Consider the following 15,422-nt stretch of genomic DNA (forward strand, 5'->3'; position numbering starts at 1 on the left):
ACCTCTCTCCTGAAACTCGTCGTTTGGTTATTCTCAATGATATAGACGTAAGCCAATGACGGAATTCATCGGTCCATTCGTTCAGGCAGCCCAAATCGCGAAAATAATGGCGTATGAATGAAGTTTTGAACGTGCAGGATTTGATTTTCTTTGGTTTCGATGACGTGGATGCCCCAGGGTACCAGGCCAGAGCCCTCTTTGCCCGGCATATACTGGGCCAACGCCGGATAACCGCCATTCACCGTAATGGGCACAAATCGCGAACCTTCGCAATGCCAGCGAGTAAGCGAATAGAAGGCGGACAACTCTTCTTTGCCGCGGATCCACATCTCGAAGGGCGGCATCGACATGCAGCCTTCCTCGTGGAACAACGCGACGAGCGCAGCAATATCGAATTGCTCGAAGGCCTCCACATACCGGGACAGCAGCTGCTGCTTCGGTTGAACGTCCATGCTGCTGAGCTCATCCGAGCGAAGCTGCGCCCGGTCCATCGTCTCTCGGGCTCTTTGCAAGGCGCTGTTCACCGCTGCCGGCGACATCGCCAACGTTTCCGCGATCTGCTTGGAGGACCATTCAAATACATCCTTCAAAATGAGTACCGCGCGCTGCCGCGGAGGCAAGGTCTGCAGGAGAGCGATGAAGCACAGTCGAAGGGTATCTCTTCGGACGAGCCGATCCTCCGGATTGCCCCCAAAGTCGGGAGACGGCCAGATCCAGGCAGAGTCCGGCAGCGTGTCGCGCGGCTCGACGATGGCGACGGCCGGGTCGAACAGGTCAACGGGAAGCGCGCGGCGTTTGGATTGTCTCAGCTTGTCCAAGCACAGGTTGGAGGCAATCCGATAGACCCAAGTTTTGAACGAGGAATCCTGTCTGAACGTGCTCCAGCTCTGCCAGACCCGAATACTCGTCTCCTGAACGGCATCGTCCGCATCGTCCATGGAGCCTAGCATTCGGTAACAGAACGAGGTTAAGCCCGGCTTCAAGCTTGCAAATAATGGTTCGTCAAATGCGGTCTCGTTCATCGCGGCCTCCCTTAACGATCTCCCCGAAGGGCGGTACCTACATTATAGGCAATGAAGCGGACAGCCTCAATCCGAATAAATAGGCAGGATTATGGGTTCCTTTATCATGGGCCTTCGAGGACTTGGACGGTCATATGTGGGCTTGTACCCGTTAGTACAACGGCTTTTTGCCATAAATTTGGCCGGAGAACCTATAGTACAATTACCAACACGAAAAAGGCGAGGCGCGGTTTACCGACAACTACTTTTAGTTTGCCACTTTACATGCGACAAAGAAGCCCGCAGTCTTCGGAAGCGAAAAACACCCTTGCTGATTTATGATTTCATCCACCTGGTGACGAACTAAGCCATACACCTTCCGCCAATGTTCATCCGACACTTCATGTTCGGTATCGCCGCGTTTCATTAATAGAGAAGCATAATAATCCATCAATGGCTGAGATTCTTTGAATTTTAAAACGTCATAAAGCAATTTTGATTCAAACCAATCGAAGTGTGGACGAAGAAAATCAGAACCGTTTTCCAATGAAAAGCGCATGGTGGGTACGGAACGAAGAACAATCTTTTCTTCAATCCCCGCTTTCCGTTGGCATGCCAAGTGGATATCCCAAAGAACGCTCATGGATGATTGGCTGCTGGTCGCAGCTATCAACTGTCCCCCCGGCTTCAAAACCCTTTTCAATTCCCGAACAGCTATTTCGATATCGGGGACGTGATATAACATGAAGTTGGCCATCACCAAATAGAACGAATCATCGCGGAATGGAAGTTTTTGCACGTCACCGACCTTCAATTCCACGTTCGAATAACGGCTTGCTTGAGCTTGAATCCCAGCTAACATTCCTTCCGACAAATCCAACCCCACCACCGAACCGCCGTTTTGAGACAATCTCTCAGCAAGCGGAAACAACCAGCCCCCTGAGCCACAACCAGCGTCCAAAGCCTTTTCAGAACCCGACAACGAAATTTGATTCAAAGCCCACTGGGTAAACGAAAATGGAGCTTGACTGTACAAATTATGGATATTGATTCTCGTTTGAAGATGTTTCTTTGTCCCGTATTGCTCCAGTACCAATGCTTTATCATGCAAATGGCTCGACCTCCCCTTAGCGTAACAAGCCGCCGATGATGTCGGCCGCTTGTTGTCGTTAACTGAACAAATTTTAAACAACAAGGGATCCTCTGACTGCCGCTACAGCCGGAGAATCCCTATTAAAGTAACGTTCCCTTTAGACCGCTGGGTCAACCGCACAACTAAGCTGGAACGTAGGTCAACCTGATCACATTCTCGCCAATTCGATCGCTTGCCACGAGGCGCAGCGGCGGCCGCGGACCGGCGAAGAACGGCTTGCCGTGACCCAGCACGACTGGATGGAGATAGAGTCGATACTCATCAACGAGACCGAGCTCCGTTAAACTGTGGGCCAACTCCGGCCCGGCCACTTCAATCTCCCCTTCATGCTGAGCCTTCAGCCCACGTATGGCCGCGGCGAGGTCGCCCTCGATCAGAGAAGCGTTCGGACCGACGGACTTTAACGTCCTCGACACCACCCACTTCGGTTTGCTTTGCCACGCCGCTGCGTATTCCCGTTCCGGCGCATCCCATTCAAATCCATCCCAAACCCGCATAGTCTCGTACATGCGGCACCCGTACAAGATGCCCGACAAGCCACGCACGTCGTCGATGAAATGACGGAATAGTACGGGGTCCGGCTGAAATGCCGGGTGGTCGTGGTCGACGAATCCGTCCAGAGACTGGTTCAATGCGAAAACGATCTTTGCCATGCGACTGACTCTCCTCCCTGGTTTTCTCGCACATTCATCATCAAGATTACACGTTCCCTATGCAGCCTTCTTTATGTCTACATTTTATCATCCAACAGCATGTCCGGTTTCTCATGGATTGCTAATGTGCACAGTCCTGGCCTGACCGAATACAAATTTATGGATGGTAAATTAAACAATTGAAGATTAGGTTTTATTTACGATGATAGTGAATTGCTCCGATTTTACCCAAACAAGTGTTGCCCTGTATCCCGGCCACTTCTTCCACTGCTTGTTCTGCTGGTAGCCCTAGCATGTGTAAAACTATAGAACAAACAATTCCCCGTTATCGAAATAATAAATATCTTCCCACTTATATCCGTACGCTCCATCTTTGAGTTTAATATGCGGTTCAAAGGTAAAGTAGGAACCATCCATAAGTTTTGCCTTGTTTCCCATCTCAAAATACTTTCTGTGGTCCTTATGACATTCAATCGTATGACCGAGATTCCCAGAAAAGTCAAGATTGATGTAACCGAGTTGATCGATGACTTCGTTCATATGTAAGTAAACTTGCTCAAAAGTCATGTCAGGTTTGACATAATCGATGAATGCTTTATGAAGCTCCTTTTCGGCATGAATTCCATGCGAAAATTCCAAAACCAATTCGTTTTTTCCATATTCAACCTTTTCCTCGTCAATCACTTTTCCATTGATGACGATTAAAGTTCGAGCGAAGTCTCCCCAAAAAGTGTTCCACTCTGGACTAAGGTCTATGGTCACAATGTCATCGCTACCGACTGCTATTTCCGATGGGGTATAATCCCTACCTGACTCCGAAATAATCGTCCTCTTACCGACATGCACAAAGGCACCGACACCATGGTACCAAAATTTCTCTATGCCCATCTTTCGCATGATATCTTCGGTATTAAAGACGATTTCCTTTTCTGAGATCCCTTCTTTGATCCGTTTCTTTAATTCGCTGATTGTCGCCTTCGCAATGGATTGTACCTTTTGGTAATGTGCGAGGTGCTCCATTAGTAGCCTCCTATTAGTGAATAGACGGTGTGCGTAAGAGCAGCCTATTTCCTTCGGGGTCGAAACGTAACAGCCACGCGTCCCGTCTGGAAACGGCCCATCTGCAAAACTCCTCTCCCCTTGGTTCTTCCCCACTTTCACGAGTTGCGTGAAACATGGCCCATACCGTGCACATTAGCAATCCATGAGAAACCGGGCCTGCTGTAGGATGATAAAATGTAGACTTAAGGAAGCCGCATATGGACGTTCAATAAGAAGAATGTGACACTCAACGGTTGCTGTGACCCCACGCAGTGATTGCCGATGAGGAGCTTCACCCGTATACGGTGGACCTGATGGACCAGTCCGATGGTCTGCTTGTTGGATGTAAAAAACAAGGAGGATTTTCATGGTTAACAATCTGAACCAATCGTTCGAAATTGCCATTACACGTGTATTCGATGCCCCTCGCGAACTTGTATTTAAAGCATGGACCGAACTCGGGCATTTCGCGAAATGGTGGGGACCAAAGGGGGTCGCCCTTGAAATCGTTAAAATGGATGCTCGATCAGGTGGCGAGTTTATAGGTATTCAGACGTCTGCTGACGGAAATCAGGTTATGTGCGTGAAATTTGCATACCAAGAGGTTGTCGAACCTGAGAAAGTGGCTTATATCCGATCCTTTTCTGATGAGCAAGGCCATACGGTCCGAGCGCCTTTTAGCGTGAGCTGGCCTCTTGAAATTATGAATATCCTAACGCTAGAAGATGACAAAGGTAAAACGGTTTTAAAACTGAAAGGTTGTCCAGTGAACGCTTCAGCTGAGGAACATGAAACTTATAAAGGTATGGCTCCAAAGCTTCAACAAGATCTTGAGGGTACCTTCGATAAACTTGCCGACTATCTTGCCTCCCGTTAATCACTTTGAACCTTACGTTTCCTTTGGGAATATTTGTTCCATAAAACAGCAGAAGTCTAGGACTTTATTTTCTCGTCCCTGGCTGCTGCTGTTTCGTTTAATCTGACAGAAGAGCTCCTCCACTCCTTCTCGCTAATCCCTTCCGTTCCTTCCGGCGAATCGATCTCCGTGATGTTCCTAGAAATGTCCGCGAATAAGAGATCCGCTTACTCACCCGAAAAATTTCCCGCGCCATTCTCCCTAAGCCCTTTGGGAACCGCCTCCCGCCAGGCATTCCGGATGACTTCCTCCAGCTCCTGCTCACCGACAACCGACAGCCTAACCAGTATGTAATCGTAGTTACGGTAATGCTCGGTCAAATAAAAAGCCTCCGGCCGGGTCATCAGCCAGATCTCCCGCGTCTCTTCCTTCATCTGGAGCACCAGCGTCTCCCCGTCCTGATGAAACCGGGCGATCAGCTTATCTCCCACTTTAAAAGCCGGTGTCCGGTAGGAGGTTCCCTCCACCACTTCCGGAAGGGACAGAGCGATCCGCCGAGCGATTTCGTGGCCAGCCGTCTGGAACATGAGAACCCGCCTCCTTTTTTCCTTATTTTATCATAAAAACCTAACCTACCCCTGACCACTTCGATCGGTCTCCCTTCCTTCCTCCACCTGTTCAAGAAGCTTTCTCGTTTCTATAAGCCCCCCTATTCCTCCCCATCCCGAAAACAGGACTTCGGAACCGCTTTCATCTTAAATCCGGGTTTTTTCTTGTTTCCCGGGTCCCTTTTGTCCTACTTTTTAATAAAAATCTTCCAAAATACATAAACTTTCGACATGATTCTGCCGTTATATAATCTATAAGTCCCAGACAAACAAGACTCGCCTGAGTCTTTAGGGATAGATGAATGATAGGAAAGCGAGGCTCCTGCTTCTATGAAAGTCACTTCACTGCTGCTGAAAGGGGTAAGCTGCATCGCGCTTGCCGCTGCTCTATTTACCGCTCCTTCCCCGGCTCCCGTCCAAGCGGAACCGGACTACAATGTCGGGGCTTTCTATTTCTCGGATTGGAACCCGGAGCTCGGTCCCTTCCTCATGAAGAATACCGAGAAGCTGTACGGCCGGGACGGAGACTGGATGGGAGGCATTAAGGACCACCTGACCGCGGCCGGTCCATGGGGATACGGACCCATTAGCGACCGGGAACCGCTCGGCGGCTGGTACGACGACCGGGAGCAATCGGTTATGGACACCCATATCCTGCAGGCGTCCTCCCGGGGATTGGGACACTTCGCCTTCTATTATTATTGGAAGGATAATGGCGGCGGCGAGCGTCCCGGCCAGAACGTGCACCAGTTCCAGTCCTCTCCTTACAAGGACCTGATGAAGTTCTACCTCTACATGATGGCGGACGGCAAATGGCCCGCCTCCGACTGGGACAAGCTGATTGTTCCGAATCTTGTTCAGTTTATGAAGGATTCCTCGTACCAGCGTACACCGGATGGACGACCGATTGTCGGCTTCTACGGGGATTTCGAGTCGAGGCTCGGCGGCAAAGAGCAGTGGAAGAAGGCTTTGGCCACCCTGCGTACCCAAGCCAAGGCGGCCGGGCTCAAGAACCCTCTTCTGCTCGTGAACGGTTACCGGGAATTGTCTCCGTCCATTGAGCAGGGCTTCGACGGCTTCCTGCCCCTCAACCTGGCGGGCATCGGCCTGGACGGCTCCCAAGGGAATACCGCGGATTACTCGGTATACCCAAAGGCTTGGAAGGATTTTGTCTACAAAACGTATCCAAAGGGCAGCAAATCCGAGAACTACGAGAATTATCTGCTCATTCCCGGGGGAATCAGCGGCTTCGATACCCGCTCCTGGCGGGGGATCGGCTACGGAGACCATGACGGGGTGGAGACATCCGCCTACCTGAACCCCTCTCCGGACAAGTTCCGGGTGCAGGCTGCGAATGTCAAGGACTACCTGGATACTCACCCCCGCTCCATGAACATGGCGACGTTCTACGCCTGGAACGAATTCGGGGAAGGCGGGGCGATCGAGCCGACGACCCAGTACGGCTTCGGGTACGTGAACGCGCTGCAGGAAACGTTCCATCTGGACAACAGCCGCTACCAAGCCCGCGTGAAGAAGGATGGGCTAGAGAACGAGGATCCCGCCCTGCGGCTGGAATTCGCTCCTGTCCAGACGAGTGTCACGAAGGGGGCTGCCCTCCGCGTCAAAGGGAAGGTCACCAACCAGGGAAGCGAAACGGTCCGCCAAGGAACGGTCACGCTGGACGCCGGTGCTTGGAAGGCGAAGGCGCTATCCGGAACGGACCTGGCCGGCCTGAAGCCGGGCGAAACGAGGCAAGTGGAGTTTGAGGTGGCCGCCGGTGACGGCAAGGACTGGACGAAGCACGAGCTGACCATCTCCGCAGCGTACGAGACCGGAGGCCGAAAAGCCGTCGAGAACACGACCACGTTCGTTGTCGAAACCCCCGACGTTCATGGGCTGATCGAGCCCATTACGGGACCGGTGTTCGGCGGAGACAAGCTCTCCCTGGAGCTTAACCTGATCCGCTACACCCCGGACGCCGCGGCGGGCCATTACCGGATCGAAGCTCCGGACGGCTGGAGCTTGTCCGGCCGCAGCGAAGGCTCCTTCTCCTTCACCGGGAAGAAGCCGGAGAACGGGAAGGCGCTGTCCGCGGCCGCCCAGCTCACCATTCCGAAGGAAGTAACGGACGGCAGCTACCCCGTGACCCTCGTGGTGAGCAGCCAGGGCCGGGAAACGAGAAGCTCCATCACGCTCTCCGTCGGCAATTCCCTGGCCAATCCCGGCTTCGAGAAGGACAAGGACAAGAACGGCTTGGCCGACGGCTGGCTCGCGATGACGGGCAAGGAAGCCTTCGAGCTGTCGGGAGACAAGCACGACGGAAGTATGGCGCAGAAGCTCACGGCCCAAGGCTTCGGAGCGGGCATCCGGCAGGAGTGGCTGGCTCTCGATCCAAAGAAGACCTACGTCGTGGAAGCTTGGGTTAAGGTGGAAGCCGGCACCCTGAACATCGCGGAAGCGGAAGCCGACGCCGGCTTCAAGAACTTCCTCGGCTTCACCGTCCAGAAGCAGGTGAGCAACCGCAACTGGCAGAAAATCTCCTTCACGGTCAAGCCCAAACCGGGCGGCGTGAACGGAAGCATCCGGTTCCTCAGCTGGAGTTCCGGCAAGACGGTGGCGTATATCGATCATGTGGTGTTTAGACCGGTTGCCGACTAGCAGCCGCCGGTAAGACTGTCGGGAGGATCCCGGAAGTCTTTTTGAAGGAAGGTCAACCGAAGATTTTCCGGTTGGCCTTTTTTGATGCGAACAGCCAAACCCGAACATTTACGAAAACTTAACCTTCTCCATTCCGGTTAATCCGTAAGAAGACCCTCTATCCTTCGGCCCTGACTCCATCAGGGTCTTTTGGTTCGTTCGGATTCTCCTCATCTAACCGTTGACGATCCGGACGGGCCGTGATACTTTAAGTATAGTTGGATACGTTTTGTATCGTACATAAAGTCAGACCCAATAGAAAGGAGTACTCTGCGTATGCTCGTCGAAAGGGTCCGCATTCCCTCTCTGCTCGCCGGATTCCTGGCGCTCGGCGTACTGGCGGCGCTTCGCCCCGATTACGTGCTGCTGCTGCCGGCTGCCGCTCTGGCCCTCGTCTTCCTGTTCTCCTGGCGTGCCGCGGTGTATCTTCTTCTCGTCGCCGTTACTTTCAACCGGCTTTCCTTCAATGTATCGAGCACCAACCTGCGGCCCGAAATGCTGGCTGTCCTGATCGGAGCCGCAGCCGCTTTGCTGTTCTGGTTGTCCCGGAACAAGTGGCAGAACGACGTCACGGTCCGTTTTACCTTCGGAGCCCCCTCTATCGCGATTGCGCTCTTTTTTGTGTATACGTATATTGTGTCGTACTGGAACAGTCCGGTCTTCTCCTATTCCGTCGCCGGTATGATCCAGCTGGCGCTGGCCAGCATGGGCTTCTTCGTTATGACCCAGGTGGCCGGGTTCGACCGGAACCGGATCCACTCTTACGTCGGCTTCTACATTGGGCTTACCGTGTTCCAATCCGTCTATGCCTTGCTCTGCTTCCTCTACAACAAGACGACCGGCCAGTTCCTCTTCGGGGAAAAATACGGCGGCCTCATGACCGGCCAAATCTCCGGGGTCGACTGGTCCTCCATCACTTGGCGCGGGGGGCTCTACGAAGCCAACCTGTTCTCCGCTTACCTGGGAGCGGGCATTGTTTTTCTCGTTACGGTGATTGTCGCGAGGGTGCAGCCCCGGCAAACCCCTCTTCTATTCCTCGGCATGCTTCTTGCCGTGGTGGGTATCGTCATGGGCTGGACACGCTCCGCTTGGATCGGAACGGCTCTCGGCGTCGCCTTCACCTCCCTCTTCTATGTGCGCAAATGGGTGCATCCGCGCAATGTGGTGCTTTTCGGCGGGCTTGCTGCGGCGCTCGTCCCGATTTTCGTCTTTGTCGAGTCGATCTTCGACCAGACGTCCGGCCGCAAAGGGCTCCTGACCTCCAAGCTCATGAACCTGTTCAACAGCGAAGAAGGAACGGGAAAGTTCCGCGCCGAGAAGTTCCAGTTCGCCTGGGACAACTGGCTGAACGGCCACCCGATTGCCGGGAACGGCTATTTCAGCATCAAGGTGTATAACCCCGACGAGTGGGTAACCAGCATGTTCCTTGCCATCCTGCACGATTCGGGGCTGATCGGGCTGTGCCTGTTCGTCTTTGCGGTCGGCTACGTCTTCTTCTACGGACTTCGTGCCGCTCTCGTCACATCCGATGCCAAGCACCGGGCTTACCTGCTCGGGATGGTCGGCGGGCTGCTCGTGCTTCTCCTGTCGTATAACTTCTCCCCCGGCCACACGCTCGCCATGTTCTGGGTGCACCTGGGGCTCATCTATGCGCTCGCTTCAAAGGAACGGATACGGGAAGGAGAGGCTGTTCATGAACGATAAAATCCGGTCGCAGCTCCACAAACTGTTCGTTAACGTCGTGGCGGCTTCCGTGCTGACCCCAAGCTCGGTCCGCGCCCGGATCTACCGGGCCTTCGGCATCCGGACGGAGACTACGTTCCTCGGTCCCCGCTGCTTCTTCAGCGGCAGCCGGGTCCATATCGGGGAAGGGGCTTTCGTGAACACCGGCTGCTTCTTCGAGAACCACGGGGAGATCACCATCGGCCGTAACAGCTCACTCGGCATGGAGGTCATGCTCTGCGCCTCGACCCACGAGATGGGCGGGCCCGACAAACGGGCGGGGACGCCTGTAGGCAAGCCGATCGTCATCGGCGACGGGGTATGGATCGGGACGCGGGCGACGGTTCTGCCCGGCGTGCGGATCGGAGATGGGTGCGTTATCGCGGCGGGAGCTGTCGTCACCAAGGATTGCGCGCCTCATGGAATCTATGCGGGCACGCCCGCCAGGCGGGTTAAAGAGCTGGCCGGCCCGGCGCAGGCGGAGTTCGGGCAAACGGAGTTCGTCGTGCCGGAGCCCGTGGTGCGGGGCCGGAAGACGTCTTGACCGCCCGGCCGCTTGTGCGGCTGCCGGCGGTCTTTTTATGGAACCAAGGAGTCAGGACAACAGGGAGGATTCGGGATGAAGAATAGCGGGATGGGTTCAGTGGCAGTCAAACGAGGGGGGTTAGACACGAGGTGCCTGGACGGGTTCCGGTTTCTGCTGGCGCTGTGGGTGGCGGTCGGCCACTTCTACATCATCATTGGGGGACCGGGCTTCTGGCAGGCTCCCGGGGTAACGAAGCTTCTTCTGTCGCCTTGGGCGGCGGTGGACGGTTTCATGGTGGTCACGGGCTTCCTGATGACGTACCATTACCTTCTCCGGGAAGCAAAAGAGCCGGCTGACCGTCTAGCTACCGGGGTAACCTTTCTCGTCCGGAGGCTTTTTCGGCTCTATCCCGTTTACCTGCTGGCCATTCTGGCGGCCTTCTTCGTCGTAAGCGACCTGTACGAGATGCGCAAGGAGATTCTGGACTATTTTACGGGAAGCACGCTCACCCCCTTCGGCACGGAGAGCAAATCCGAAGACCCGAGCGTGACCGGGCTGCTGCTCCACCTGACTTTCCTGCACGGACTGTTTCCCGCCTATGAAAGCTCCGTTCTCTCGGTCGCCTGGAGCCTGTCGCTCGAAATGCAGTTCTACGTCCTGTTCCCGGTCCTCTTCGCCTTTCTGTTCCTTAAGGTCCGCTCCGCTAAACTGTATGTATTCCTGGCGGCCGCCGTTGTGGTATCGGAGGTTCTCCTCACCAAGTATTTGCACGGACAGCCGGCCATGCTCCTCTACAAGCTTCCCCTGTTTCTCTTCGGCATGCTTGCCGCAGCCGCCGGACTGGGGCGGATCCGCTGGATTACTTTTGCCATGGGGGCGGTAATGATTGTGCCTTTTCAGGCGAAATTCACCGTCCTGCTCATGGGACTGCTGATGCTGTTTCTGTTCCTTAACGGCATCCGCGCCAAAGTCGGCATGGGCTGGACGAAGCCGCTGTACCATGTGCGGGAGCTGCTCTCGGGAAGGGCGGCCCGCTGGGGAGCGGACCTCTCCTACTCCCTCTACCTGGTGCACCTCCTCCTGCTGCCGTTCATCCTGACCTTCTTCATCGGGCAGGCGGAAACCGTACCCCTGAGCCGGGTGGAAGTCGCCCTGCTTTCGTTCGCCGTCTTCCTGGCTTTGAGCCTGGCCACCGCTCTCGTTCTCTACCTTACGATCGAGAAGCCGTTTATCTCCCTGGGCAAAAAGGCCGTCCGCCGCATGGACCTCCTGCGGCAAAGCCGCCAAAGAACGGCCATTCCCCCGGGCAAAGAGGAGATTTCCGCTTAAGCGGAGTTCTCCAGACCTGCACATACTTACAAATTGCAAGTATTTTATTCGCAAAAAGGAAAACCACTCGGCTGAGTGGTTCCTAATGGTTTATTTACCGGCCTTTCTCCCCTCATTCCCCTTCTTTAACAAATTGCTCAATCCGGCTCTTGATCGAGTCGCGAACGGTGCGGAACTTGCTCATGATTTCTTGTTCCGTTCCGGTTGCTTTTGCCGGATCATCAAAACCCCAATGCCATTTCGTAACGTTCTTGTTGGACATTACAGGGCAGTGCTCGTCGGCGTGGCCGCACAGGGTTATGACGTAATCGGCACGATTCAGAATCTCGACGTCTATCACATCAGAGGAGTTTTGGCTTATATCCACGCCGGCCTCCTGCATGACTTGAACCGCACGCGGATTCAGCCCATGCGCCTCAAGACCAGCGCTCTTCACTTCGTATTGGCCTCTGCCCAGTGCCTTTAGAAACCCGTCTGCGATCTGGCTTCTGCAGGAATTGCCGGTGCACAAAAAGTAAACCAACGGTTTTTTCTCCATGGTGGATAAGTCTCCTTTTATATCGAAATGGTTAATCGCCTTGATGAACTCTTCTCGCTCGTTTGCTGCCCAAAAACGCCTGGAGGATCATCGCAGCCGCGGCAAGCCCGGCCGTTATCCCCGCGATAACCAGCCATACATTCACCTGCAGCGTTTGCAGGACACCCAGCCACAGATAAAGCCCGGCGAGCGTAAGGAATAAGGTCGGAACGGTTAACAGGATGCCGACTTTGAAATAATAGCCCCAGCTGATTTTCACGTTTTTGGTGGACAGCACATGCAGCCATAAGAGCGTGGCCAGCGAGCCGATTGGTGTGATTTTGGGTCCTAAGTCCGAACCGATCACATTCGCGTAAATCATCGCCTCCCGTATGACCCCCTCCGTATGGGTACCTTGGATCGCCAGCGCATCAATCAACACAGTCGGCAAGTTATTCATAATGGACGACAGGATCGCCGCAATAAAACCCATGCCTACTGTTGCCGCAAACCGTCCATGGTCTGCGACCGCTTGAATGACGCTGCCCAGCGCATCGGTTAGACCGGCGTTCCGAAGGCCGTAAACGACCACATACATGCCGATCGAGAAGATGACAATGGCCCAAGGCGCGCCTTTTACCAGCTTCCCCGTATGAATCGCCGGGCTTTTTCTAGCGGCGAACAAGAACGCGATGGCCGCAGCCCCGGCAAGGATCGATACCGGGATGGAGAGCCACTCGCTGACGAAATAAGCAATAAGCAGCGCAGCCAGAATGATCCAGGAAAGGGTAAACAGCCGCATATCCTTGATGGCTTCCTTAGGGCTTCTCAGTTGGGTTACGTTGTAGCCGCTTGGAATGCTTTTTCGGAAACACAGATACAGCACAACCAGGCTCGCGATAATGGAAAAGAAAGTCGGAACGATCATGCGGCTCGCGTATTCGACAAACCCGATGTTGAAATAATCAGCCGAAACAATGTTCACCAAGTTACTGACGACAAGCGGCAAAGAAGCCGTATCGGCAATGAATCCGCTCGCCATAATAAACGGCAGGATCATTCTGTCATCAAATTTAAGCGCCCGGACCATGGCAAGGACGATGGGTGTAATGATCAAGGCCGCACCATCATTGGCAAAGAGAGCGGCAACCCCCGATCCAAGCAGGATGATAAACCCAAACAGGAGCAACCCGTTTCCCCGTGCCAGCCGCGCCATATGTAACGCAGCCCATTCAAAAAATCCAATTTCATCAAGCACCAGGGAGATTAAAATAATGGCGACGAACGTCAAGGTGGCGTTCCACACGATGCCGGTTACGATACCGACGTCCGCGAAACGGACCACGCCAAATAATAAAGCAAGGATCGCTCCGGCACTTGCCGACCAGCCGATCGATAACCCTTTGGGCTGCCAAATGACAAAGGTAAGGGTAACCAAAAAAATAAGAAACGCAGTGATAGCCATGTAACCCTCCGAACTAATCGCAATCATTTTTAATTTGATCCATTTTTTCTTTTAACGACGGAAGGTAGCCTATAATCGCTTGAAGATAGGGCTTATCTTCCACATTTAACGAATAGTAAATCCATTGGCCTTTGCGTGTTTCCTTGACAAGCCCCGCCGCTTTTAATTTCCGCAAGTGCTGGCTGACGTTCGGCTGGGAGGTTTCAAGCAGCTCCACCACGTCACAAACACACAAGGCCCGTTCCTTTAATAAGGCCATGATCGTAAGCCGGGTTTTATCGCCCAGCAATTTTAAATTCCCGGCCATTTCGCTGATTGGTTCCATCCCTTACCTCCCCCCGCCGAGCTCCTTAGGCCGCTTGAGCTGCCCGCGCTCTCCTTATTTCAACCCGACCTTCATAACTATATACGGATTCACTTATATAATCAATTGGTTATTTCCAAATCTCTTGCACGGAAGAGGATAGGGATACGGGATCACGAAAAAAAACCTCCCGTCTAAAACGGGAGGCCATCTATAGTAAAAAAAGAGGGAGTAAAAACAAGGTTATTTCATCGCCGAAGCGATCTGCTGCAGAGCCTGGCTTTTGGCCTGGCTCTTGGAGCTCTGATACTGGCTGCGCCACGACTCGAGCTCGGCCGGATCGTATCCGGCCGCCTTGTAGTCCTTTTGCGCCGCGGCCAGCACGGAGTTGAACTGACTATCGCAGGAGGACTCGGAGGCGGAAATCGGCCCCATGTACTTCGATTGGAGCTGATCCACCGAGATCTGCTGGTTGCTCGCCTTCGCCTGGCGGATGGAGCTTACGATGCCGCCCGCCAGTTGGCTGACCTGGCTCTGGCAGCCGTTCTGAATGGCCGCCAGCTTGCCTTCGTACTTGTTCTTGATCTGCGCCTTGCTCGCTCCGGAACCCGTGCCGGAGGAGCCGCCGGAAGATCCGGCGGAGCCCCCGGCTGGTGCGGCCGGCTTGGAGGCCTCTGCCGGCGCAGCAGACGGCTCCGGCTTCGAAGCGCCGCCCGAGGCGGACGGAGCGGAGCCGCCGGTGGTGCTGTTGCCTGTGCCGCTGCCTGACGCTCCGCCGGAAGCCTTGCTGCCGCCGCTTTCGCCAGCCGGCGCAGCAGACGGCCCGGCGGATGCATCGGCCTGGCCGCCAGCGTCCGGTGCCGCCGGCGGCTTGGCCGCAGAGGCTCGGCGGCGCTCATGGATCTCCTTGATGATCTTCTGCCGCTCCGCCTCGTCATACACGCCGACCAGCTCGATCGGGTAATCCTTGTCCAGGATCACCAGCTTCTTGCCGTACGGCTCCGTTATCGAGCGGAGCGTCTGAATCTGCTCCGGCGTCAGCTTCGAAAGCAGCAGGTCGCGGATGCGCTGCTTCTCTTCAACCGGCAGCCCGGCGTCCGCTTTTCCCGTTAAATAGGACATCTCCTTCATGCTGAGTCCCGCCTGGCTGAGGATAGCGGCCGCATCCAGCGCATCCTGGGCGCTGATCGGCTTATCCGTGAACTCGTTCGCCTTCGCGAGCGGATCCTTCAGCGCTCCCGGTGCCCCGGAAGCGGGTGTCCCGGCTTCGGGGGTGCTGCCGTTCTGCTTAGCCGCCTGACGGGCCTGGATATCCTCCAGGCTCGTCGAGTGCAGCTTGTATTGAAGGGTGCCGATTCCGGCGCCGGCCAGCAGGATCACCCCTGCCGCCGACAATGTGAGCCAGCGGGCCCACGGCTTCCACTCCTTCCAACGCTTGCGCATGATGTTCCATCCCTTTCCTTCCTTTAGCCCCGCCTTTCCTTTGTAACACGATTTGTCAGGGAGGCGGCAGGGCTAAGGTTGTTCGTGGCGACGGCCGGATCGTGCAG

Annotated in this window: 14 protein-coding genes; 5 read left to right on the top strand and 9 right to left on the bottom strand. The window is 54.8% G+C overall.

Going from position 1 to position 15,422, the window contains the following annotated elements:
• Nucleotides 1-65: 65 nt before the first annotated feature.
• The 4 genes from MJA45_RS24835 to MJA45_RS24850 all read right to left on the bottom strand — a co-directional run bounded on the left by MJA45_RS24835 (nt 66) and on the right by MJA45_RS24850 (nt 3,827).
• Nucleotides 66-1,022, bottom strand: coding sequence for a sigma-70 family RNA polymerase sigma factor (locus tag MJA45_RS24835; RefSeq protein ID WP_315604581.1), 957 nt, complete (start codon nt 1,020-1,022; stop codon nt 66-68).
• 247 nt (nt 1,023-1,269) lie between these two features.
• Entirely contained in the window at nt 1,270-2,112 is an 843-nt protein-coding gene (locus tag MJA45_RS24840) for a class I SAM-dependent methyltransferase (protein WP_315604582.1), read from the bottom strand.
• 164 nt (nt 2,113-2,276) lie between these two features.
• Complete coding sequence (locus MJA45_RS24845; RefSeq protein ID WP_315604583.1) at nt 2,277-2,807, bottom strand: dihydrofolate reductase family protein; 531 nt, start codon at nt 2,805-2,807, stop codon at nt 2,277-2,279.
• A 303-nt stretch (nt 2,808-3,110) separates the two neighbouring features.
• Complete coding sequence (locus tag MJA45_RS24850) at nt 3,111-3,827, bottom strand: M24 family metallopeptidase (protein WP_315604584.1); 717 nt, start codon at nt 3,825-3,827, stop codon at nt 3,111-3,113.
• A 388-nt stretch (nt 3,828-4,215) separates the two neighbouring features.
• Here MJA45_RS24850 and MJA45_RS24855 point away from each other — a divergent pair, with 388 nt between their 5' ends.
• The gene (locus tag MJA45_RS24855) at nt 4,216-4,725 is read left to right on the top strand and encodes an SRPBCC domain-containing protein (protein WP_315604585.1); all 510 of its coding nucleotides are present in this window, start codon (nt 4,216-4,218) and stop codon (nt 4,723-4,725) included.
• A gap of 206 nt (nt 4,726-4,931) precedes the next feature.
• On the opposite strand, the gene MJA45_RS24860 is transcribed toward MJA45_RS24855, so the two are convergent.
• Nucleotides 4,932-5,291, bottom strand: a complete 360-nt coding sequence (locus MJA45_RS24860) for an MmcQ/YjbR family DNA-binding protein (RefSeq protein ID WP_315604586.1) — start codon at nt 5,289-5,291, stop codon at nt 4,932-4,934.
• Nucleotides 5,292-5,642: 351 nt separating this feature from the next.
• On the opposite strand from MJA45_RS24860, the gene MJA45_RS24865 reads away from it, so the two are divergent.
• The 4 genes from MJA45_RS24865 (at nt 5,643) to MJA45_RS24880 (ending at nt 11,586) form a co-directional block, all read left to right on the top strand.
• Nucleotides 5,643-7,970: a glycoside hydrolase family 99-like domain-containing protein gene (locus MJA45_RS24865; RefSeq protein WP_315604587.1), complete on the top strand. Its 2,328-nt coding sequence runs from the start codon at nt 5,643-5,645 to the stop codon at nt 7,968-7,970.
• Between the two features lie 315 nt (nt 7,971-8,285).
• Nucleotides 8,286-9,713: an O-antigen ligase family protein gene (locus MJA45_RS24870; RefSeq protein WP_315604588.1), complete on the top strand. Its 1,428-nt coding sequence runs from the start codon at nt 8,286-8,288 to the stop codon at nt 9,711-9,713.
• On the top strand, nt 9,703-10,275 hold the full coding sequence (locus tag MJA45_RS24875) for an acyltransferase (protein ID WP_315604589.1): 573 nt from the start codon (nt 9,703-9,705) through the stop codon (nt 10,273-10,275). Before MJA45_RS24870 ends, MJA45_RS24875 begins: the two co-directional genes overlap by 11 nt.
• Before the next feature lie 75 nt (nt 10,276-10,350).
• Complete coding sequence (locus MJA45_RS24880) at nt 10,351-11,586, top strand: acyltransferase family protein (RefSeq protein WP_315604590.1); 1,236 nt, start codon at nt 10,351-10,353, stop codon at nt 11,584-11,586.
• 112 nt (nt 11,587-11,698) lie between these two features.
• On the opposite strand, the gene arsC is transcribed toward MJA45_RS24880, so the two are convergent.
• From arsC to MJA45_RS24900, 4 genes are all read right to left on the bottom strand, one after another.
• A complete protein-coding gene (gene arsC, locus MJA45_RS24885) occupies nt 11,699-12,124 on the bottom strand; it encodes an arsenate reductase (thioredoxin) (RefSeq protein ID WP_315604591.1) in 426 nt (141 codons plus the stop codon).
• A gap of 31 nt (nt 12,125-12,155) precedes the next feature.
• Nucleotides 12,156-13,568, bottom strand: a complete 1,413-nt coding sequence (locus MJA45_RS24890) for an arsenic transporter (RefSeq protein WP_315604592.1) — start codon at nt 13,566-13,568, stop codon at nt 12,156-12,158.
• Nucleotides 13,569-13,581: 13 nt separating this feature from the next.
• Entirely contained in the window at nt 13,582-13,893 is a 312-nt protein-coding gene (locus MJA45_RS24895; protein WP_315604593.1) for an ArsR/SmtB family transcription factor, read from the bottom strand.
• 222 nt (nt 13,894-14,115) lie between these two features.
• Nucleotides 14,116-15,315, bottom strand: coding sequence for a hypothetical protein (locus MJA45_RS24900; protein ID WP_315604594.1), 1,200 nt, complete (start codon nt 15,313-15,315; stop codon nt 14,116-14,118).
• Nucleotides 15,316-15,422: the final 107 nt, after the last annotated feature.

It is taken from the genome of Paenibacillus aurantius, assembly GCF_032268605.1.
Classification (GTDB): domain Bacteria; phylum Bacillota; class Bacilli; order Paenibacillales; family NBRC-103111; genus Paenibacillus_AO; species Paenibacillus_AO aurantius.